Below are 19,094 nucleotides of genomic sequence, written 5' to 3'. Positions count from 1 at the left end.
CTCGCTCCTCAATTATGCCCCTGTCATCCTGCTCAGCTCGCGGCCGAATCATTTCAGTTATTGACATATGCTCTTTATGGATTATAATAGGGTTATAAATGGCATATGTCAATAACTCAATTGCCGGCACTGAAAAAAATGGAGGAATGTTCAACATGAAAATCGCCCTGCCGTCTCGTCAAAATTCCATTGACGACCATTTTGGTCACTGTGAGTACTATACCATTTTCACTGTTGACCCCAATCGCAAAGCAATACTTGATGAGCAGACCATTGCCTCTCCCGCGGGCTGCGGATGCAAATCAAATATCGCTAAAACACTGTCAGAAATGGATGTCAAAGTCTTGCTCGCCGGAAATATGGGGCAAGGCGCCGTTAATGTGCTGCATGCTTCAGGTATTGAGGTGGTGCGGGGGTGTTCAGGAAATGTTAAGGAAGTGGCTCTTCGCTGGCTTGCCGGATCTTTGCTTGATTCCGGTGATTCCTGTCATGCCCATGAGCATGAATGCCACAGCTGATTGACCCCGGCCTGAATTGTCGGACACAGGTGAGCCAGGGTAAAACCGGATCGCTGTGCCCGGCAATTCCGCTCCGCAATACTGGCGTTCAGCCGGTATTTTCAGTATACTAAATTATAGGGCATCCGAAAGCTCTGACTGAATCAAGAGATCACAGGCTTTTGGAATAACCCCTATTTTGTTCGTATAAGGAGACTTGAATTATGCGAAAAAAAACGGCCTTTCTTCTCGTTCTGGTATTCGCCCTTTTTCTGCTGGTCAGCTGTGCAAATGAGCAAACCGCCGGTAAAAACTCCGAATTGGAAAATTTTTTGAATCAAGATGATCAAGTCATTGAAAAAATAAAAAACCAGCCGATTGGAGCGACCGGTCCAAGATTGGTTTATGCCTATGATCAATATGCAGTGATCTTAAATTTTAACGGTATCTTGATTTACGATTTTGATCAGCAGGCTATTCTCCACACCATTGATAACCTGTCTTTGGGCCTGAATAAAATGCAGGGCAGCGACTATACGAGCGTGAAATCGAATCGTAACGAGCTTGCTTTTGGAAACGAAAGTGATATTGATCATTCTGCATATGTCTATCATCTGCAAAAAAACGAATTGCACAAAGCCAATAAAAAAGAACTAGAGGAGTTCAAAGAAGTCAAAGAGGTGGATCAGGAGCTGCTTAACAGCATATTGACCGATGGTCATACCGGGAATGCGGTTTACAATGAAGACGGAAATATTGTCTTACTCACATACCGTTATGAGGACGGAGCAGACGGCTGGGCTCTATCGATATTGGAAAAAGATCGTTTAAAACCAATCCAGCAAGTCAAGGTTTTTCAGTAAGGTTCCCGCTCGTTTTCCTTTGCGGGGATGATCTTAATCAACGTTCTAAGCTCGGTGTGATCTAAAAATATCTCAACGATCGTCTGCTGATGCTCGTTGATTTCTTCCATTGTATAGCCAATATCCAACTTTGGAATAAGATAAAATACATATTTCTCATTTTCGCCCAGAACATCTTCTTCTCTGATTTTCTCCGGATCATCCTCCGGCCTGTTTTTCAGGTCCTGGTATTTGGCCTGCGTCAATGCTCCGATCGTCATCATGATTTCATCTTTATGATTTATTCCGGAAAAAATCAACCGCAGGCAATTCTGGTTTTCTTCCGCTCTTATTTCTTTGTTCTGCCATTTTTCAGGCATTTGAACAATTAGCCCCTTTTCGCTGGTATAGCTTGACAAGCTGCCGATTCCAGTGGTTACAACTTTATTTTCCGTTGTCGGGACTGTTTTGGTTTCAGTCGTTGCGCTTGTTTTGTTTTCCGGGGCCGTTTCGGCCGGGGCATTGCAGCCACCAAGCAAGAGTACGGCAGCGGCAACGAACCAGATCAAATATTTTTTCATCTTAACCATTCCTTTTAATCATTCCTCACGTCTGATTTTTCCCTCCCAGGCCTTGTTTTGCCTGTTATTCCAGCGGTCTTCACCTTTCTTTTTTTTGCTTGATCGCTTTATCCCTCTTCAACTCTGTTTCTTCCCAGGGCTTTCGCCCGGTAAAGTCCCCTGTCCGCCCGGATAATCAAATTGGTTATGGTATCGATATTCTGATTTGTCGCCACTCCGAGACTGCATGTGACCTGATTTTCCAGTTTAAAGTCGTCGTTTTGGACCATTCTCCTTATTTTTTCCGCCAGGCAGACCGCTTCCTCAAGATTGGTTTCCGGGCAGATCATTAAAAATTCTTCACCGCCCCACCTTCCCACGATATTGTTGAGGCTGACGTTTTGTTTGAGCAATTTTCCGAACTGTTCAAGCACCTTATCGCCCGCGGAATGTCCGTAAGTGTCATTGATCGCTTTGAAGAAATCCACATCAATCAAGATTAAAGAGATGTTTTTCCCCGCCGCCCGGCACCGCTCATATTCCAGCTCCAGAAATTCGTTCAGCTTTCTGCGATTGTAAATATTGGTCAGGTCATCGATGTTGGACATGTATTGCAGGGTCTGGTTTGTCTTCTGGATATTGGCCGTCTTGGCCTGCAGCTCCTCGTTCTTATCGGATATGGTCTGCTGGCACCTGTACTCTCTGACATATCTCCGGTAGCTGATGACTGAGGCGATCCAGGCAATGAAGTTATTGGTCACAATGTCCTGGACATAAGTGATGAGGACGATCTCGGGGTGAAACAGCGGCAGCAGGATGAGCACCGAGGCACAGGTAATGAAGTATATTCCGAAGCTGACCAGCGGCGACAAATAAAAAAATACCGCAAAACCGTAAATCACCGCAATATAGATGGAAGGCAAGGCAAATGTATGGTTTTGTAAGATCAGGGACCTGGCGATCGCGATGGCAAAACCGCTCAGGCCAAAGCTCAGTTCATATATTTTATGGCCCCGGGTTAATTGCCCGGTCTTTTTGGCGTGAATCAGGGCGCTGATTGCCGTATAGGCCAGCATGAGACCTGCCGTGCCGATAAAGATTTTCTGCCTCAGGCTTCCCGGTTCCGATATGCAAAAGCCGTAATACAGCTGTTCAAATGTCAGATAGACAGACAGCGCGAATATGCATAAATGATTGTGCCTGAATTTTTCCTGCCGGAATTTCTCACTGTTTTCTGCGGAAAACGTATTACGAATAAAGCTGCGCATCTTGTGCATTTACAGCAGATCACCTCTCATCAAGCTCATCTTAATCCCCGGGGAACCCGTCTAAAACCGCCACCTGGATAAACACACAGAAACAAGCCATCCGCCTGCAGATGAAAAAATCGAGAGGCACATGGCTTGGCAAAAAGCGTTCTCCCACCAATACATTCCCCAAGGAAAAATGGAAACAGAAGACCCTGAAGCAGACAGGCGCACGGTCCTTGTTCTCATCAAACAGAGGTTGAGACACTTTCTTTTCCTCTCAACTTACTTGATCCGGCCCCGTCATCACATGAAAAGGTTGTAAACTCATGATTATCCTCAATCATCCCCGGGCCGAATCGGCCCGCAAGGTGTTTCTTTCCCCTATTCTCCCGGTTTCTTGGCGGTCAGACAGAAAATCGGCCGTTTTTCAACGAGTGTCCTCTTGATTTTACCACCTCGTTCATTATATTCCAATTGTTTCGACAATAATTTACTGGTTTTTTGAAAACTCGGCCGATCCCGCCCGGGCGATCTCCTCCGAATAGCTTGTCCCAAATTCGACACCGGTGTCGAATTTGGGACAGTTAAACCGCTATCCAGCTTGATAAAAAGGAGAAGAGATCAGAGACAGAAAAACAGGGGGCCAAGCTCGCCCCCTGTTTCGCTTATTTTTACTCTGTGGCCGGAAAGGCCGCTTTGATGATCCCTGAGCCGGGGTCATTGGTCGCCGCGGCGCCCGCTACCGTGAAAAAATTCTGGCCGATGCCTTCCATGGTATATCCTGCTTTGGGCACCAGGATAATGACCGCTGTATATTGCCGGCCCTGCTCAAAGGGCTTGTCGGCCGGGGCCCAGATCACTGATCCGCTATACTGCTCTGTCGGGGTGATCATGGTCACCGGCTCCGCCCCGGCTTTGGGCGGGATAACCCCGGCGATGTCCGCCCTGCTGACCACTGTCGCCGTGTTTTCTGCCGGTGCTGTTCCCGCCGGTGCCGTTTCCTCCGGTTCTTCTTCCGGCGCGGTCTCTGGCTCGGTCCGCACCGCCGGGAACTGGGCTGTAATGACCCCTGATCCCGCCGCATTGGCGGCGGTCGCCCCCGGTACGGTAAAGAAGTTGGCCCTAATTCCTTTTAAGGTATAGCCCGCTTTGGGCTCCAGGGTAATGGTCGCCTGATATTTCTGTCCCGCCACAAAGACCTGGTCATCCGGGGACCAGACAACCGTCCCGGAATACTGCTCGGTCTGGATGGTTTTGACGGGTTCTTCCCCTTCTTTGGGTATGGTCACTCCCGAAATCTCCGGCATTTCGATCACGGTTTCGGTTTTGGGAGAATCAAGGCGGGCTTTTGTCTCTGCGTCAAGGGAGTCCATCACTGAGCTGTCCCAGATCTCACTGGTTGTTTGGCCCAGCAGGAGATTTTGGGCCACTTCTCTCGCTTTGGTCTTGTTGACCTCCCAATAGCTTAATCCGTCCAGCATAATGGCATTGCCGGGCAAGGTCTGACTTACGATCTTGGCATCACTGAAGGAATTTGCCGCTCCGGCAAGTGTGGTCAGGTCTTTGAGCGCCAGGTCCGTCTCCACCGCTTTCATGAATTGCGGGATAAGGGCGGGCATTTTGAGGATATTCACGGGTTCCAGCGCTTTTTTCGCTACCGCCGTCAGCACTTTCTGCTGTCTGGCGGTCCGCCCGATATCAGCGGTATCGTCATGACGGAAGCGGGCATACTGAAGGGCCTTGGTCCCGTTTAATTTCTGGACCCCGGCTTTCAGGTTAATATAGCCGTCCTCTTCGTCCCCGGTCTCATAGTACATGTTTTTCTCCACATCGATCGTAATCCCGCCCAAGGTGTCGATGATCTCCTTGAATCCCTGGAAATTGGTCAGGACATAACCGTTCAGCTTAATGCCGGTGAGGGCCGTCACCTGTTTTTCCAGCTCCGGGATTCCCTTTAAGGACGGGAGGGCATTGATTTTACAGTAGTCTTTCCCGCCGGACAGGGCCACCCGGGTATCCCTCGGAATCGAGAGCAGGGAAACGAGCTTGGTCCGGGGATCAAAGCTGGCCACGATGATCGAGTCCGCATTGTATGAATGATCCCCCGGTCTTTTATCCGTCCCGATCAGCAGGAAGCTGACCCGGCTGTTCATATCCACGGAACCAAAGCCCAAAAAGCCGAAATAGAAGGCGGCTGCCGTCCCCGCCATGATCCCTGCCAGCACTAAGACCAGCGTGAGCAAAATGCGTTTGCTTCTCGTTCTCACCAATATGTTCACCCCGTTTAATTTTTTGCGTACCGTCCGGAGAATACGGAAAGCCGTCAGCAGGTACCGCTTGGGCCTGGCCTGCTGATATAAAATTTTGTGATTTTTTTCATTCCGGTTGCGGCTGTTCCCAAAATATATTCTCTTGATTGATCCGATTATACCATATTTTTGCTTAACGGTTTTCGTTATTCTTCCTTCCGGCCGGAACGGCCCAAACGGGGCAAATAAAAAAAGCCTCCAGCTTTTCATCCTCCCGTTCCGTGAAGCGAGTGTGAAAGGTTGAATGGCTTGTCGTGACGGTCAATTGTCACATATTGAAATACTAATTTTTATCCCATGGAGTTCGTACCATCTGAATAATCCTATCATCAGTACTGTTTATTTTCTCCCATGCCTCATCCCCGGACATTTCAACCAATTTTTCAATTTTATTGGTTTCTTTATTTCTTACTGTTTTAAGATAAACGGGTGTTCCTTTACCCTTGACATCTTTATCTTCCATTGCATTCTCATAAATAATTGACTTGGTGCCGCCCTCCCTTTCTTCCAGGAAATAACGCATGCTGCTCTTCTTGAGCTCGGTCTGGCTGAAGAGCAGAGCATAATCTCTGATTCCGGTCTCCTCCGCCAGGGCGGCCATCATCTCCCGGCACTCTTGATCGGAATGACCGTGAATCATGGTATAGAGATTATAGGGAAGCTCAGGCAGACAGGGACGCTGGTAGCAGTGACTGACCTGCGGGGAAGCAGCCATCCTGCGCCCTGTCTCAGGCACCAGCACCTCCGGTACGCGCCAGACTCCCATGATATTGGAGGTGAACCCCGCTTTTTGATGATAGAGCACCGCCGCCAGCCGCCGCAAGATGCCCCGGCGCCGGAAAGAATCCACCTGGGCCAGGACTTCTTCTTCCGTGCTGTTCAAGGCTTTGGCCAGCTCGGCAAAAGGGGTCGGCGTACTGGGCAGATTGCCCTGCAGCAGTCTGATCAAGGCTTTCTCCTCTTCGCTGACACTCAGGCCGGAAAACGGAGCCTCTCCCGTCTCTCTATCCGGAGCGGCGGCAGTAAAGGGGATGCTAGCGGCCCGGCTCTCCCCTGTCTGCTCCCCGCCCGGGAAATTTAAACAAACCTTGACTTTAAATACTCTTTGGGCCGGGAGGCTGTACGTTTCCTCACTGCCCAGGACCGCTTTGATTTCATTCAAGATTTGCTCCAGTCTCTGGCGGGAACAGGCGATGATCGTAAACCATAAGTTGTAATGGTGCCGGCGCAGGTAACTGTGCGTAATTTCGGTGATGCCGCCCATCAGCTCCGCCAAAGCCGGGATCTTATCCTCCGGCGCCCTGGCCGCGCAAAGTGTGCTGACATAGCCCAGCTTCGCGGAATCAAAGATTCCGCCGAGGCGGCGAATCATTTCCCTGTGTTTTAACTGTTCGATCCTTTGGAAGGCCGCCCCTTCGCTCAGGCCGGTTTTGCTTCCGATCGTCCGGTAGGGGCGGGAATCCGCCGGGAAGGACTCCTGAATCATATTGAGGATCGCCCGATCAACCGCATCCATCACTGTCCCCCTCTGCGCCCCTGATAAAGGCACCAGGGCTCCTCGGCCATAAAGTCCCCTTCATGGTAATAGGCGGCCCGGGCCCGGCAGCCGCCGCAGATTTTCTGATAAAGACAGGCCCCGCAGCCGCCTTTATAGGCCAGAGTGCGCAGCTCCTCAAACACGGGGTGGCTGCGCCAGATCTCATCAAAAGGAGTTGTCCGCACATCGCCCAAGGGGATATTGAGATAAGCGCAAGGCTGCACTTGTCCCTGGGGACTGATGATGCAATACGATGTTCCGGCCAGACAACCGCGGCTGAAGCGGGTCGCCACCCCCAACTGTTTGGCGATCCGGGTAAACTGGGGGGCACAGGTCGGCTTCAGCTCGATGTCCACGGTCTGCTGCTTTTTCATGATCCGGGTCAGAACATCCTCATAATTCTCCGCTTTCAGCGCTTCCTCTTCCAGGGACACGGCCCGTCCGGCCGGGACCAGGAAGAAAATATGATGCGCGACGGCCCCTTCTTTTCCGGCAAAATCGGTCAGTGCCTCCAGCTCCCCTGAATTCCAGTCCATGACTGTGGTATGGATTTGAAATGGCAGCCCGGCCTGCCGGCAATTCCGCATCCCCCGGACAGCCTCTTCCCAGGCTCCCGGATAACGGCGAAATTGATCATGCTTTGCCCGGTCCAAAGAATCGAGGGAAATGCCCATCCCCATAGCACCGGCCCCTTTGAGCTTTTGGGCAAGCTCCGCCGTGAGCAAAGTCCCGTTGGTGCCGAAAACCGGACGCAGGCCCAGCTCTCTGGCATAGGCGGCCAAATCGACGATATCCGGCCGCATCAAGGGTTCCCCTCCGCTGAAAATCATAATTTTAAACCCGGCCCGGGCGATCTGCTCCAGCATTGTCTCGGCTTCGGCCGTGCTTAATTCCTCTTCCTGCCGGACGCCGGAGTCCCGGTAACAGTGGTCGCAATACATATTACAGGCATTGGTTGTATTCCAGGATACGATCATGGTTCAAGTCCTGCTTTCTCCATCAGATTTTCCTCCCCCGCGCCGCTGTTTGGAAGGACCTCTTCATCCGTCAGGTAACAGGCGGGATCGGAGGCCCAAAAATCCCCGGTCACCGCTTCGGCCCGGGCTCTGAAATTTCCGTTGCAGAGGCTCAGAAAACGGCAGCGGGCACAACGCCCCTTCAAAAAAGGCTTGCGGTCCTTCAGGGCGGCCAGGAGCGGCCGGCTCATATCCGTCCAGATCTCCCCGAACTTTTTCTCCCGCACATTGCCCAAGGAAATATGGCGGGTAAATTGATCCGGGTGGACCTCTCCATAAGGATCAACCTCACCGAACGCGATCCCGGAACGGTTCCCGCCGCTTCGTCCGATCAGGGTTTTGATCCTCTCGGCCCGCTCCGGATTTTCTTTCAACGCTGACAGGTAGAGGTAGACACCGTCACTGTGATTGTCCACCGTCAGGATTTCCTTGTTCAGGCCCCTTTGCTGAAAGTCCCTTGTCCTGCGGATAATGGTATCCATCGCCTGTCTGGATTCCTGCGGGGAGATATCGTCCGTCACCATTCCCCGGCCCCGCCCGGAATAGACCAAATGATAAAAACAGGCCCGGTCGATTTTCTCCGCTTCGATGAAATCGAAAATCCGGTCCAGCTCCTGAACATTATTCCGGTTGATGGTAAAGCGCAGGCCGACCCGCTGCCCGGCGGCCACGCAGTTTTGAATCCCTTCCATGGCGGCCGCGAAGGCCCCTTCTTTCCCCCGGAACTTGTCGTTGACTTCCCGCAGGCCGTCCAGGGAAATCCCTACATATCCGACCCCGATCTGTTTGATCTTCCGGGCCGCTTCCGCGGTAATCAGGGTGCCGTTGGTGGACAGGGTGGGCCTGATCCCCTGGGCGGCGGCATAGGCGGCCAGCTCAAAAAAATCAGGGCGGATCAGGGGTTCTCCCCCGGAAAAAAGCAGCACCGGCACCTTAAACTCCGCCAGATCGGAGATCAGCTTTTTCGCTTCTTCCGTGGAGAGCTCATTCTCGTCGTTTTCCGCATCGGAATCCATATAACAATGCACGCAGTGCAAATTGCACGTCCGGGTCGAATTCCAAACCACGACCGGGCCGGACCCTTCGGTCGTCCCATGCCTGGCATTCTTGCTGTCCCGGCTATAGCGCAGGGAATCCCCGAAATACTCGGTATCGAATAACAGCTTCGTGATACTGATCATGTCTTCACTCCATTAAACGGCGCTTTCCCTTTGACACGGATAACCGGAAACTTTCATTGAATATTTCTATATTTTATCATGGAGCAGCCGTTTATTCATCCATTAATCTTTCAGGTTCTCTGATGAGTGCTGCTGCCGCTGTCATTTTTTGCAGATCCTGATAAAACCTGTTTAAAGGAGCAATGTTCAAGAACTGATTTCCCTTGTGTTACAAAAATCAAAAGAGCAGCAGCTAAAAAGGACCGCTCAAATTGCCCTGCTGTTCTTGGGACCGCGCTGAAAAGCTGACGAAAACATGAAGTATGATGAAAGAGCCGGGTCATGAGCATCCAATTCCTCCCGAATTGAATAGGATAAGCGCAGCTTGGAATACTATGGATATCATTGATTAAGGGAGTAATAACATGTCATTTTCAGACACTTTTCAGGAGAACGACCAGAAAAAAATGAAGCAAATGGAAGCGTACCGTTCGGATGACGACGGTCAGGCCCTCACCACGGATAACGCGCTTAAACTCACCAGCACTGACGATTCCTTAAAAGCGGGCGAACGCGGACCGACCCTGCTGGAGGATTTCCATTTCCGTGAGAAGATCACGCACTTTGATCACGAGCGGATCCCCGAGCGCGTCGTCCATGCCCGGGGGTTCGGCGCTCATGGGTATTTCGAGCTGTATGAGTCGATGTCAGAGTATACCAAGGCGGATTTCCTGCAGGTTCCGGGCTCAAAAACCCCGGTATTCGTGCGTTTCTCAACCGTTGTCGGCTCACGCGGGTCGGCAGACACCGTGCGCGATGTTCGCGGCTTCGCCACGAAATTTTATACAGAGAGCGGAAACTATGATATCGTCGGCAATAATATTCCGATTTTCTTTATCCAGGACGCCATAAAATTTCCCGATTTGATTCATGCGGTGAAGCCGGAGCCGAACAACGAAATTCCCCAGGCCACCACCGCGCATGACACGTTCTGGGACTTTGTCGTGAATGCGCCGGAAACGGCGCACATGGTCATGTGGGCCATGTCTGACCGGGCTATTCCCAAAAGCTTTCGTATGATGGAAGGCTTTGGCGTCAATACGTTCCGGTTGATCAATGCCCAGGATAAAGCCCGGTTTGTCAAATTTCATTGGAAGCCGCTGCTTGGCGTCCATTCCCTGATGAGGGATGAAGCGCAAAAGCTCTCGGGGAAAGATCCCGATTACCACCGCCGGGATATTTGGGACGCGATTGAGCAGGGCAATTATCCCGAGTATGAATTCGGCGTACAGATGATTGAAGAAGATCAGGAATTCGATTTTGATTTTGATCTTCTTGATCCCACCAAGCTATGGCCGGAAGAATTGATACCGGTGAAAATCATCGGGAAAATGACGCTGAACAAAAATGTGGATAATTTCTTTGCAGAGACGGAGCAGGTCGCTTTTTGCCCCGCCAATATTGTACCCGGAATTGACTTCAGCAATGATCCGCTGTTACAGGGGCGTTTGTTCTCTTATGAAGACACCCAGCTCACCCGTTTGGGCGGGCCGAACTTCCGCGAAATTCCCATCAACCGGCCGGTAGCGCCCGTGCACAACAATCAGCGCGACGGTATGCACCGCATGGCCATCCATCCGGGACCGGTCAGCTATTTTCCGAATTCGCTGGCGCAGAATTCCCCGTCCCCCGTTCCCGAGGAAGAAGGGGGCTTTGCGCATTACGCCCAGCGGATCGACGGGCATGCGGTCCGCGCCCGCAGTGAGAGCTTCCGCGATCACTTCAGTCAGGCCACGCTGTTCTGGAACAGCATGTCCGCGGCTGAAAAGGAGCATATTGTGGACGCCTTTCACTTTGAAGTGGGCAGCGTCAAAGACGTCAATCTCAAACAGCGGGTCGTGGATATGTTTGCCAGTGTTGCGCCCGAGCTGGCGGTCCAAATCGCGGCGGGGATCGGCGCCAAGCCGCCCGCACAGGCCGTGCCGAAGAGCACACAGGCATCCTCACCTGCACTGAGTCAGGAAAACACCATAAAAACGGCCAGAACCAGAAAGGTGGCGATCCTTTTGGAAAGCGGCTTCTGCACGGTATCTGTCCGGAATATGCTGGCTGAGCTTAAAGCGGCCGGAGCGGTCGGGGAAACGGTGAGCAGCAGCTTGAGTGAGATTTCCGGTAAAGACGGCACCCCGCTTAAACCGGACAAGGACCTGACCACATCGGGCGCTCTGCTTTACGACGCGGTGTATGTTCCGGGCGGCAGCGATCATGTCAATGTGTTAAAACAAAACCACAACGCGCGCAGCTTCATCAATGAAGCCCTCCATCATGCCAAAACAATAGGGGCATCGGACGAAGGAGCGGAATTGCTTCAAGCCACGGACGCGGCGGCTTTCCTGCCTGATCTTAGGGATGCGCAGGCCGCGCCGCAGATTTTTCAGGGAGTGGTGGTGGTCAACGGCGGTTCCACGCTTCAGCCGTTCTGCACAGCATTCGTCGACCAGCTGGCTATGCACCGGCATTGGTCCAGGGCCAATTGAACAGATAAAAGAGTATATCAAGAGCAGATATTGAAGGAAACCCTTCCCCGAAGCTGATCTCATTCAAAACGAAAAGCAAGGCTGATATCCTGCACCAGGTGTATCGGCTTTTTTTTGAAAATAAAGGCAAAAGGGTGATGCTCAAATGAGCAAAATGATCGAGGTATCCGGGCTCACGAAATCTTACGGGGAGATCAGGGCTGTCAGGGGCATTGATTTTGATGTGGAGCAGGGCCAGTTATTTGCCTTTTTGGGTCCGAACGGCGCCGGCAAATCCACGACAATTGACATTTTATGTACACTGCTGAAAGCGGACAGCGGCAGGGTGGTGATCAACGGCCACGTGCTTGGCGGCGCTGATTCCAGGATCCGCTCCTCAATCGGCGTCGTGTTTCAGGATCATCTGTTAGACCCCCTGCTCACGGTGCGGGAAAATCTTATGACGCGCGGCAGCTTTTACAAAATACCGCGGGCCGTGTTAAGGGAAAAGGTCGGACAGGCCGCACAATCAGCCGGGGTGACGGATTTCATCGATCGCCGGTACGGCAGTCTTTCCGGCGGGCAGCGGCGGAGAGCGGATATTGCCAGAGCACTGGTCAACGCGCCGAAAATCCTGTTTCTCGACGAGCCGACGACAGGACTTGACCCCCAGACGAGGGGAAATATCTGGCAGACTATCCGTACCCTGCAGTCCGAGAACAAGATGACCGTGTTGATGACCACGCATTACATGGAGGAGGCCGCACGTGCCGATTATGTAGTCATTATTGATCACGGGCTGCTTGTCGCCCAAGGTACGCCGGACGAGCTGCGGCATCGCTACACTTCCGACACCCTGCGGATGACCGCTCCGGACGCGGACGGCTTGAAAGCTGTGCTGGACGGGCTGGGTGTCGATTATACCGCCTCCGGCATCCAGTTTACGCTCAAGCTGAAAAGCACAGTGGATTCAGTGGCTATCCTGGCCAGATGCCAGGAATATCTGACCCACATCGAGGTGCAGAGCGGCACGATGGACGATGTGTTTATCGCCATTACCGGAAAGGAGATCAGAGAATGAGCCACCTGCTTGTGCGCAACCTGAACGTTTTTTTCCGGGATAAGACAAGCGTGTTTTTTTCACTGCTCGGAGTCCTCATCATCATCGGGCTGTATGTACTGTTTTTAGGAGATCTCGTTATCTCAGACCTGGGTGAGATAAAAGGGGCGCGCTTCCTCATTGACAGCTGGATCATGGCGGGTGTCCTCGCGGTATCCTCGATCACGGCTGCCCTCGGCGCGTTCGGCACCATGGTCGATGACAAGGCAAAGAAGGTGATCAAGGATTTTAACGCCTCCCCCTTAAGCCGGCGTTCCCTGACCGCCGGTTATATCGCCAGCTCCTTTGTCATCGGCGTCATTCTGACTCTGGTTGCTTTGGTGTTTGCTGAACTCTATATCGTGGCCTACGGCGGGCGGCTGCTCGATTTACCGGCTGCGCTCAGGCTGATCGGCGTCATTCTCCTTTCCGTGCTTTCCTCAAGCTCGATGGTCTGCCTGCTCGTCTCTTTTTTAAGCAGTATGAACGCCTTCGGCACAGCAAGTACGATCATCGGTACGCTGATCGGATTTTTGACGGGAACGTATATCCCGATCGGCATATTCCCGGACCCGATCCAGACCGTCATTCGGCTTTTCCCCGTATCCCACTCGGGCGTGTTATTCCGGCAGCTGATGATGGACGTGCCCCTGCGGGAATCCTTTGCAGGCGCGCCTTCTTCGGCGGCCAATGCCTTCAGGGAAGAGATGGGCGTTGTCTTCACCTACGGGGGCAATGTCTTCCCGTGGTGGGGAAGCGTGCTGGTTCTGGCCGCCACCGCTCTGGTCTTTTATTCGCTTGCGCTTTTCAGGCTCACGCGAAAAAGCAGATAACACATCAGACATTCAATCTTATATTCCATAAAAAAGTACCGAATTCTCAGGTCTGATCTGAGCGTTCGGTATTTTTTATCCTTGGCGTCAAGCCTAACGGGATGAATGGTATTTGGTTTTATCATTCTTCTTCTCATTGAGGGTCTGCTGAAACGTTTACTGTTGTGCCTGCTTCATTGAGAGGGATATACGCTTCTTCTTCGTCTCCACAGCCAGTACGACGACTTTTACCAGATCCCCCACAGCTACCATTTCCGAGGGATGGCGGATGAATTTGTCCGCCATCTCCGAGATGTGAACAAGACCGTCCTGATGCACGCCGATATCGACAAATACTCCGAAATCAATGACATTGCGCACCGTGCCGGTCAGCATCATGCCGGGCGTCAGATCCTTCATCTCGATGACGTCCGTACGCAGCAGCGGCGCGGGAAGCTCGTCGCGCGGGTCGCGTCCGGGCTTCACCAGCTCTTTGACGATATCTCTGAGTGTCGGGACGCCGACCGCGCATTCCTCGGCGGCCTTGGCTTCGCCATAGCCTTTCACCCGCTCCGGAAGTTCGGAAATCTGTCCGCCCGCCACATCATTGAGCTTATATCCACACAGCGCAAGCAGCTTTTCCGCCGCGGGATAGCTTTCAGGGTGGACTCCCGTATTATCCAGCACGGATTTGCTCTCCGGTATGCGCAAAAAGCCCGCGCATTGCTCGTAAGCCTTCGGGCCGAGCTTTGGCACCTTCAAAAGCTGTCTGCGCGAAATGAAGGTGCCGTTTTCCTCGCGGTAGACAACAATGTTTTTCGCACTCGTGCCGTTCAGCCCCGAAACCCGCTGAAGCAGAGAAGGAGAGGCGGTGTTCACATCGACGCCTACGGCGTTGACGCAGTCCTCCACCACACCGGTAAGCGTGTCGTCCAGTCTTTTCTGCGGCATATCGTGCTGATACTGCCCGACGCCGATGGCCTTGGGATCAATCTTTACCAGCTCCGCCAGCGGGTCCTGCATCCTGCGGGCAATAGATACGGCCGAGCGCAGGTTGACATCGTACTGGGGAAATTCCTCAGCGGCAAGCTTGGACGCGGAATATACCGAGGCCCCCGCCTCGTTGACGATCATGTAGCTTACGCCCGGCGTGCGGGAGATGAGCTCGCAGGTCATCTGCTCCGTCTCCCGGGAGGCTGTGCCGTTTCCGATGGCGATATGCTCTACTCCGTGTTTCCTGATCAGCCTTTCCAGGGCCTCGATTGCTTCTGTTTTCTGGCGCTCCCCATAAGTTGGATACACTACGGCAGTATCCAGAACCTTGCCCGTCCCGTCCACCACGGCGACCTTGCATCCGTTACGGTACCCGGGATCGAGTCCCATTGTCACATGTCCTTTTACAGGCGGCTGCATGAACAGTGGTTTTAAATTGAGCGCGAAATTATGTATCGCGCCCTCTGCTGCAGTATCTGTCAGGATACCGCGCACCTCCCGTTTTATGGACGGAAAGAGCAGACGGTCATATCCGTCCTCCGCGGCGCACCGAACAAAATCCGACGCGCTCGACCCGGGCTTGACAAGTGCCTTCCACACAAACTCCAGGGCCCATTCCCTGTCGATCTCCGCCGAGACTTTCAGGTACCCTTCTTTTTCGCCGCGGTTTATCGCCAATATCTGATGCCCCTGCAGCCGTGAAAGCGGCTGACGAAACGTATAGTAAAGGCTGTATACCGAGTCCTCGTCTTTTTCCGCAGCCGCGTGGAGATATCCCTTGTTCATCATCAGCTCCCGCAGGCGGCCCCTGATCTGTGGGCTGTCCGCCGCTGTCTCCGCGATGATGTCCGCCGCGCCCGCGAGCGCGGCGTCAAGGCTTTCCACGCCCTTTTCCGGATCGATATACTCCGCGGCCAGCTCCCTGATATCGGGCAGATCCTTGTTCTGCTCCAACAGCCTCGTCGCAAGCGGCTCAAGTCCTTTTTCCCTGGCGGCGGTGGCCCGGGTACGACGCTTCTGCTTATATGGGCGGTAGATATCCTCCACCTCCGCGAGGGTCTGCGCGGTGTCGATTTGGGCCGCAAGTTCCCCCGTGAGTTTTTCCTGGACTTCAATCGCCTTTTTGACCTCTTCGCGGCGTGCCGCGAGGTTTCGCAGATAGTTGAGTCTGTCCGTCAGGTTGCGCAGCACGGTGTCATCCATTGTTCCGTGCATTTCCTTGCGGTAGCGGGCAATAAATGGAATGGTATTCCCCTGATCGATGAGGTCTATGACATTTTGAACATGTTCTTCACTTTTATTGAATTCTCGTGCCAGTATCCTGACCACATTTTCCATATGTACTCCTTTATCAAAGCGGATTTCCGAATAATTTTACCACAAAGCGGCAGGGTTTGAAACGATGAGCTGTGACACGGCTGATGCAAGGTCCTTAAATAGACTTGCTGTCCCACCTGAAGGTCTTAACAAAACATCCAATGTCAGCTTTCGTATTGACAGAGACTTAAAAACACAAGCCGATATCTTGTTTTCTCAGCTTGGTCTTAATATGACGACAGCGTTTAATATCTTTCTTCGTCAGGCTGTTCGTAAAGGGTGTATTCCTTTTGACATTACCATTAACACACCCAACGCAGAAACAATTACGGCTTTGTTGGAAGCAGAACGCATTGCCCGCGACCCTTCTGTTCAACATGATGATGTAGAAAAAGCTCTTGAAGAGCTTAAGTCGTGAGAAGATCATTATTGATTTTTACATACAGGATTATCTCCTGACTTGACCGCTTTAAGAAAAAGATTGGATGATGAAACCTGAAAAGCCTTGATCAATAGGCATTCTTCTTTCGAGAAACGGCAAAAATGTATGCCCTAACGCGTGGATACCTGCGGTATTTCCAGATATCGGCGCACGCTCTGCTTTATTCAACGATTGCTCAATTTTGCAACTTTTGTGGTATATTTTTCGAAAAAATAGCGTTTTTCAAAGAGAAGAGGCCTGAAAATGTGTATTTTACCTCCATTTATACCGCAAAAGTTGAAATTTTGAGCAGTTTATTGGGATGGATTGATAAAACGGACATGAAGGTTTAGAAGATTATCGATCAGAAGGCGGACATCAAAAAACTACCGGGAATTCTGGATGCCTGGGAAGAGCCGAACAGAAAAAACCCCTTGACACGCCTCGCCATCCTCCCTCGTCGATTCCGCCGGCCAGTCCTGATCTGCGGCCGCCCTCTTATGCCTGGCCTTCGCGATGGCTCCCCTCCAGCAGCTGATATAAAAGGGTGTAGAGCATTCCGGCCTCCTCCTCGGACAGCGGCAGGCACTTTCTCATTTGCTGGGGAATGCCGCTTGCTTTTTCCTGAAGCTTTTCCCCCGCTTCAGTGATGGTGATCTTGACCGCCCGCTCATCCTCTCTGGACCGTTCGCGCCGGACCAGGCCTTTGCCTTCAAGCCTTTTCAACAGCGGGGTCAGTGTGCCTGAATCAAGATACAGGCGACGGCCCAGCTCCTTCACCCCGATGCTTTTGTATTCCCAGAGCACCATCATGGCGATGTACTGTGTATAGGTGAGCTCTATTTCATCCAGAAAAGGCTTATAGCGGTTTACCACCTCTTTGGCCGCGGCGTAAAGCGGAAAGCAAAGCTGATTTTCGAGCTTGAGTATTTGGTTATCCATGAGATGCCTTCCTTTTACAGTAATTTTTCAATGTCGGAGGCAATGTCCTTGGGTTCGACAATCGGCTCGTAACGGGAAACCACCTTTCCGTTCCGGTCAATCAGAAATTTGGTAAAGTTCCATTTGATTTGCTCGTCCGCAAAACCGTCCTTGTATCTGGCCTTGAGCGTAAGCTCCAGCGCCTTGGCCTTGATCCCCTTGCCCAGCCCTTCAAAGCCTTTTTGGGAGGTCAAATATTGATAGAGCGGTATGGCGGTTTCCCCGCGTACATCCACCTTTTGCGACAAAGGGAAGGTCACACCGTAGCGCACCGAACAAAACTCGGAGATTTGCTCATTGCTTCCTTTTTCTTGCTCCATAAACTGGTTGCAGGGAAAGCCGATGACCGTAAAGCCCTGATCCCTGTAACGCCGGTAAAGCTCTTCAAGCCCCTTGTACTGCGGGGTGAAGCCGCATTTGCTGGCTGTGTTGACAATGAGCACTACTTGTCCCTGATACTCGGACATTTGCACCGGGCGATTCTCAATTGATGTGTATTCGTAATCATAAACAGACATTACAAAGCCTCCTTATAAATTTAGGAAAATTAAATTGTGCAAAATCATTATAGATTAAAATGCCTTGCACCGTCAATATGAAAAAAAAGCCAGCAGAATTAAACTTTCCGCTGACAAAAGAAAGAGCCTCTGGTTATTCTTTGGCCTATTCAATGAATACAGCCCCAGCCAGGGCTCGTCTGCCCTCTCCGCTCTTCTTCAGAACAGCGTCATCTGTTCACCAGATTGCTTGTCTTCAAACTCGTTCAGGTATGTGAACACAGCATCGGGCGAATGCAGCACCCCCTGCCTTTGGCACTGCTCACGGAAAATTTTCATTAAGTTCGTCTGGTTGGGGCTGTCGCAGGAATAGCGGTTGCCGAACGTTTCGATATACCGCTGTTTCATGCCGGGAAAATGCTCGTCCAGCTTTTTGTAAAAATACTCCCGATCGCCCTCCCGCAGAGTCACGCCCATGCCGAAGCAGATCACGCCCTTGACCTTTGCCTCAAAACAGCGGTTCAAAATTCCCCGCAGATTTGCCTCGGTATCATTGATAAAGGGCAGGATGGGCGAGAGCCACACCACCGTAGGGATACCTTCGTCCCGCAGGATATTCAGCACTTCGGCCCGCTTTGCCGTGGTGCAGACCTTCGGCTCCAGAACACGGCAGAGGTCTTCGTCAACGGTCGTCAGTGTCATTTGCACCACGCATTTGGTTTTCCTGTTGATGCGTTTGAGCAGATCCAGATCCCGCAAAACCAGATGGGATTTGGTGATGACCGAAAAGCCGAAGCCGTAGCTGTCGATGAGCTCCAGACAGCAGCGGGTCAGCTTCTCCTTTTTTTCAAGCGGCAAATAAGGGTCGCACATGGAACCGGTTGTGATCATACAGCGGCGGCGCTTGCGGCGCAGGGCAGCTTCCAGCAGCTCCGGCGCGTTACGCTTGATTTCCACATCCTCAAAGTCATGATCCATCTGGTAACATCTGCTGCGGGAATCGCAGTAAATGCAGCCGTGGGTACAGCCCCGGTAGAGGTTCATGCCGTTTTTGGCGGAGAGAATCCCCTTAACCTCCTTGTCATGCATGGCGTTCCCCCCTTCTTCGCCCAGCCGGCGTCCGCCTGCCTGTTTGGATATTCCGCAAAGGGTTTTCCCGGCCGCGGTTTTTCCGGCGGATGATGTTTTTCAGCAATTCAAGTATACCAGACGCGGAGCCTTTACGCCTGCCTTCGCGGCCTCTCTGGCCCAGAAGGGCCATACCTGACAGCAACTGTAAGTGTTTAT

General features: G+C 52.1%; 16 protein-coding genes. 6 read left to right on the top strand and 10 right to left on the bottom strand.

The genetic code is table 11. The annotated features are described in order from the left end of the window. Positions 1 to 155 precede the first annotated feature (155 nt). Both SGLY_RS07075 and SGLY_RS07070 read left to right on the top strand, forming a co-directional pair. Positions 156 to 518, top strand: a complete 363-nt coding sequence (locus SGLY_RS07075) for a NifB/NifX family molybdenum-iron cluster-binding protein (RefSeq protein ID WP_013624587.1) — start codon at positions 156 to 158, stop codon at positions 516 to 518. A gap of 203 nt (positions 519 to 721) precedes the next feature. After that, the gene (locus SGLY_RS07070) at positions 722 to 1,360 is read left to right on the top strand and encodes a hypothetical protein (protein WP_013624586.1); all 639 of its coding nucleotides are present in this window, start codon (positions 722 to 724) and stop codon (positions 1,358 to 1,360) included. Here SGLY_RS07070 and SGLY_RS07065 read toward each other — a convergent pair. From SGLY_RS07065 to nirJ1, 6 genes are all read right to left on the bottom strand, one after another. Then, entirely contained in the window at positions 1,354 to 1,920 is a 567-nt protein-coding gene (locus SGLY_RS07065) for a hypothetical protein (protein WP_013624585.1), read from the bottom strand. The genes SGLY_RS07070 and SGLY_RS07065 overlap by 7 nt on opposite strands. A 107-nt stretch (positions 1,921 to 2,027) precedes the next feature. Further along, positions 2,028 to 3,176, bottom strand: a complete 1,149-nt coding sequence (locus SGLY_RS17090) for a GGDEF domain-containing protein (RefSeq protein ID WP_013624584.1) — start codon at positions 3,174 to 3,176, stop codon at positions 2,028 to 2,030. A gap of 644 nt (positions 3,177 to 3,820) precedes the next feature. Next, a complete protein-coding gene (locus tag SGLY_RS07050) occupies positions 3,821 to 5,668 on the bottom strand; it encodes an LCP family protein (RefSeq protein ID WP_013624583.1) in 1,848 nt (615 codons plus the stop codon). Between the two features lie 73 nt (positions 5,669 to 5,741). Next, positions 5,742 to 6,974 (bottom strand): siroheme decarboxylase subunit beta, encoded by a 1,233-nt coding sequence (ahbB, locus tag SGLY_RS07045; protein WP_013624582.1) that lies wholly within the window; start codon positions 6,972 to 6,974, stop codon positions 5,742 to 5,744. Further along, positions 6,974 to 7,972, bottom strand: a complete 999-nt coding sequence (gene nirJ2, locus SGLY_RS07040) for a putative heme d1 biosynthesis radical SAM protein NirJ2 (protein ID WP_013624581.1) — start codon at positions 7,970 to 7,972, stop codon at positions 6,974 to 6,976. The genes ahbB and nirJ2 overlap by 1 nt, the downstream gene beginning before the upstream one ends. Further along, positions 7,969 to 9,192: a putative heme d1 biosynthesis radical SAM protein NirJ1 gene (nirJ1, locus tag SGLY_RS07035; protein WP_013624580.1), complete on the bottom strand. Its 1,224-nt coding sequence runs from the start codon at positions 9,190 to 9,192 to the stop codon at positions 7,969 to 7,971. The genes nirJ2 and nirJ1 overlap by 4 nt, the downstream gene beginning before the upstream one ends. 404 nt (positions 9,193 to 9,596) lie before the next feature. On the opposite strand from nirJ1, the gene SGLY_RS07025 reads away from it, so the two are divergent. The 3 genes from SGLY_RS07025 to SGLY_RS07015 all read left to right on the top strand — a co-directional run bounded on the left by SGLY_RS07025 (position 9,597) and on the right by SGLY_RS07015 (position 13,619). Continuing rightward, the gene (locus SGLY_RS07025) at positions 9,597 to 11,708 is read left to right on the top strand and encodes a catalase (protein ID WP_013624579.1); all 2,112 of its coding nucleotides are present in this window, start codon (positions 9,597 to 9,599) and stop codon (positions 11,706 to 11,708) included. Between the two features lie 145 nt (positions 11,709 to 11,853). Continuing rightward, positions 11,854 to 12,768: an ABC transporter ATP-binding protein gene (locus tag SGLY_RS07020; protein WP_013624578.1), complete on the top strand. Its 915-nt coding sequence runs from the start codon at positions 11,854 to 11,856 to the stop codon at positions 12,766 to 12,768. 11 nt (positions 12,769 to 12,779) lie between these two features. Beyond that, entirely contained in the window at positions 12,780 to 13,619 is an 840-nt protein-coding gene (locus SGLY_RS07015; protein ID WP_242822990.1) for an ABC transporter permease, read from the top strand. A gap of 156 nt (positions 13,620 to 13,775) precedes the next feature. Here the strand turns inward: SGLY_RS07015 and SGLY_RS07010 are convergent, their stop codons facing one another. Continuing rightward, positions 13,776 to 15,929: a Tex family protein gene (locus SGLY_RS07010; protein WP_013624576.1), complete on the bottom strand. Its 2,154-nt coding sequence runs from the start codon at positions 15,927 to 15,929 to the stop codon at positions 13,776 to 13,778. A gap of 64 nt (positions 15,930 to 15,993) precedes the next feature. Between SGLY_RS07010 and SGLY_RS07005 the strand changes: the two genes are divergently transcribed. Then, positions 15,994 to 16,326 carry a type II toxin-antitoxin system RelB/DinJ family antitoxin gene (locus SGLY_RS07005; RefSeq protein WP_013624575.1) on the top strand — a complete coding sequence of 111 codons (333 nt, stop codon included), beginning with the start codon at positions 15,994 to 15,996 and terminating at the stop codon, positions 16,324 to 16,326. 501 nt (positions 16,327 to 16,827) lie between these two features. Here SGLY_RS07005 and SGLY_RS07000 read toward each other — a convergent pair. The 3 genes from SGLY_RS07000 to SGLY_RS06990 all read right to left on the bottom strand — a co-directional run bounded on the left by SGLY_RS07000 (position 16,828) and on the right by SGLY_RS06990 (position 18,896). Next, on the bottom strand, positions 16,828 to 17,271 hold the full coding sequence (locus tag SGLY_RS07000; protein ID WP_013624573.1) for a MarR family winged helix-turn-helix transcriptional regulator: 444 nt from the start codon (positions 17,269 to 17,271) through the stop codon (positions 16,828 to 16,830). A 14-nt stretch (positions 17,272 to 17,285) separates the two neighbouring features. Beyond that, on the bottom strand, positions 17,286 to 17,828 hold the full coding sequence (locus tag SGLY_RS06995) for a glutathione peroxidase (protein ID WP_013624572.1): 543 nt from the start codon (positions 17,826 to 17,828) through the stop codon (positions 17,286 to 17,288). Positions 17,829 to 18,026: 198 nt separating this feature from the next. Then, positions 18,027 to 18,896 carry an SPL family radical SAM protein gene (locus tag SGLY_RS06990; protein ID WP_013624571.1) on the bottom strand — a complete coding sequence of 290 codons (870 nt, stop codon included), beginning with the start codon at positions 18,894 to 18,896 and terminating at the stop codon, positions 18,027 to 18,029. Positions 18,897 to 19,094 lie beyond the last annotated feature (198 nt).

Source organism: Syntrophobotulus glycolicus DSM 8271 (assembly GCF_000190635.1).
Classification (GTDB): domain Bacteria; phylum Bacillota; class Desulfitobacteriia; order Desulfitobacteriales; family Syntrophobotulaceae; genus Syntrophobotulus; species Syntrophobotulus glycolicus.
The sequence above is the reverse complement of the archived record's forward strand: the minus strand, read 5'-3'. Positions and strand labels throughout refer to the sequence as shown.

What these genes read in the sequence shown, in the direction of transcription:
- SGLY_RS07075 (WP_013624587.1), top strand. Translation starts at nt 156, where the DNA reads ATGAAAATCGCCCTGCCGTCTCGTCAAAATTCCATTGACGACCATTTT.
- SGLY_RS07070 (WP_013624586.1), top strand. Translation starts at nt 722, where the DNA reads ATGCGAAAAAAAACGGCCTTTCTTCTCGTTCTGGTATTCGCCCTTTTT.
- SGLY_RS07065 (WP_013624585.1), bottom strand. Translation starts at nt 1,920, where the DNA reads ATGAAAAAATATTTGATCTGGTTCGTTGCCGCTGCCGTACTCTTGCTT.
- SGLY_RS17090 (WP_013624584.1), bottom strand. Translation starts at nt 3,176, where the DNA reads ATGCACAAGATGCGCAGCTTTATTCGTAATACGTTTTCCGCAGAAAAC.
- SGLY_RS07050 (WP_013624583.1), bottom strand. Translation starts at nt 5,668, where the DNA reads ATGAAAAGCTGGAGGCTTTTTTTATTTGCCCCGTTTGGGCCGTTCCGG.
- ahbB (WP_013624582.1), bottom strand. Translation starts at nt 6,974, where the DNA reads ATGGATGCGGTTGATCGGGCGATCCTCAATATGATTCAGGAGTCCTTC.
- nirJ2 (WP_013624581.1), bottom strand. Translation starts at nt 7,972, where the DNA reads ATGATCGTATCCTGGAATACAACCAATGCCTGTAATATGTATTGCGAC.
- nirJ1 (WP_013624580.1), bottom strand. Translation starts at nt 9,192, where the DNA reads ATGATCAGTATCACGAAGCTGTTATTCGATACCGAGTATTTCGGGGAT.
- SGLY_RS07025 (WP_013624579.1), top strand. Translation starts at nt 9,597, where the DNA reads ATGTCATTTTCAGACACTTTTCAGGAGAACGACCAGAAAAAAATGAAG.
- SGLY_RS07020 (WP_013624578.1), top strand. Translation starts at nt 11,854, where the DNA reads ATGAGCAAAATGATCGAGGTATCCGGGCTCACGAAATCTTACGGGGAG.
- SGLY_RS07010 (WP_013624576.1), bottom strand. Translation starts at nt 15,929, where the DNA reads ATGGAAAATGTGGTCAGGATACTGGCACGAGAATTCAATAAAAGTGAA.
- SGLY_RS07005 (WP_013624575.1), top strand. Translation starts at nt 15,994, where the DNA reads ATGAGCTGTGACACGGCTGATGCAAGGTCCTTAAATAGACTTGCTGTC.
- SGLY_RS07000 (WP_013624573.1), bottom strand. Translation starts at nt 17,271, where the DNA reads ATGGATAACCAAATACTCAAGCTCGAAAATCAGCTTTGCTTTCCGCTT.
- SGLY_RS06995 (WP_013624572.1), bottom strand. Translation starts at nt 17,828, where the DNA reads ATGTCTGTTTATGATTACGAATACACATCAATTGAGAATCGCCCGGTG.
- SGLY_RS06990 (WP_013624571.1), bottom strand. Translation starts at nt 18,896, where the DNA reads ATGCATGACAAGGAGGTTAAGGGGATTCTCTCCGCCAAAAACGGCATG.